Origin of the sequence: Bacillus sp. B1-b2 (genome assembly GCF_009183415.1) — a bacterium.
Taxonomy (GTDB): Bacteria; Bacillota; Bacilli; order Bacillales; family Cytobacillaceae; genus Niallia.
On the sequence record NZ_WEHU01000032.1, the window covers coordinates 46,562 to 48,371 of the forward strand.

General features: G+C 34.4%; 1 protein-coding gene. It reads left to right on the plus strand.

The genetic code is table 11. The annotated features are described in order from the left end of the window. The coding region (locus tag F9279_RS21335) for a glucosaminidase domain-containing protein (protein WP_193224661.1) at nt 1–1,545 on the plus strand (1,545 nt) is incomplete at its 5' end. Nucleotides 1,546–1,810 lie beyond the last annotated feature (265 nt).

Here is a 1,810-nt window from a genome sequence, read left to right on the forward strand (position 1 = left end):
AATACGGTGAAGGACGGAGCTGTCTCTGGTACAACGGGGCAAAACAAACGCGTTGAAGCCTTAAGTGTTGCGCTAAAAAACGCTCCTTATTCTGGTGGTATTTCTTACAAAACCCATGTTGAAAACTATAGTTGGCTAGATTCTGTCTCTGACGGTGCCATTAGTGGGAAACCTGGGGAAAGTAAGCGTGTCGAAGCAATTCAAATTAGCTTAACGGGTGAAATGAACAACCATTATGATGTCTATTACCGTGTACATTCGCAAGATTATGGATGGTTAGGTTGGGCTAAAAATGGTATGAAAGCTGGTACAGAAAATGGTGCTAAACAAGTGGAAGCTGTCATGATTAAGTTAGTTCCTAAGAATCAAGGCGAAGCTGTAAATGAAAATGACTCTTTTAAGAATGCACCGATTATCTCTTATAATAATTATAACCTTACATTAGCTAATGCGGTATCCATGCAAATGACAGCTGCTCCACAAACGGATTTATACAAAAATTCACCAGCATATGTTAGTAAAGAACATGTAAGTGTCTACGATAGAGGCTATGTTGCTGGAAGTGAAGTTAACTTAAGAACATCTCCAACATTAACTGATACTAGTAATATTTATGCTTCTGTAAAACGCTATGCTGAATTTATTGTATTAGATGATAATATTATGGGTGATTCATCTTCTGGAAGTACTAAATGGTGGAAGATAAAATATAAAGATGGAACTAAGTACGAAACCCTCTATATTCATAGTACATTGGCAGGTAAAAGCAACTCTAAAGTTAGACTTGTTAATGCTGATTCAAATGTATACGCTGAAAAAAATGCAAGTAGCTTTCTGTATGGAACAGTTAAAAAAGATACCGAATTATCTATTTTAGAAGACAGTGATAATTGGTACCGCATAACGTATACATGGCGTAATGCTCGTTCATCAGATGTAGAAACTTATCTAAATCCAGCTAATTTTGCTAATGATGCTGTACAAAGATTTCAATTTATGAATTTAGGAAAACCAACTGGTATATCTGCAGATGTATTAAATCAATATCTCAAAGGAAAAGGTATATTAGAGGGTAAAGGAGAGGCATTTGTTCAAGCAGGATCACAATTTGGTGTTAATGAGATTTATTTAATGGCTCATGCTATTTTAGAAACTGGAAATGGTACTTCTGAACTTGCAAATGGTATAGAGTACAATGGAAAAAAAGTATATAACATGTACGGAATTGGCGCTAATGATGGTGTAGCAATCGAAAATGGTTCTAAAAGAGCTTATAGTGAAGGCTGGTTTACACCTGAAGCTGCTATCATAGGTGGCGCTGCTTTTATTGGCGAGGGTTATTTGCGTGGTGAGTACCTTCAAAATACGCTATATGAAATGCGTTGGAATCCAGAAGCTATGGAGAAAAAAAATAAACCACAGCATCAATATGCTACTGATATAGGATGGGCTTCTAAGCAAGTAAGAACTTTAAGTAATGTTTTAAATGAAGTCTATAATATTAAACCATTCACACTTTACTTAGAAATTCCTGTATACCAGTAGTATTCAAATCATTACCCTATCTGTTTTTGCTAGAATTTTCTAATTTATTCAATTCTATCTACTAAGAATATTAATAAAGCGTAACCTATAATCCTTCTTAACATGGGTAAATAGGTTACGCTTCTTTTTTAATTATTTTTTCTCACTAGTGTCGCACTAAAATAATTCAACACAAATTATAAAACTGAATTTTCTGCAACTTAATTTTTCCATAAAAAAATCCTTTATAATGGTTTGGTGGTAGTAACCTATCCAAATCCACAAT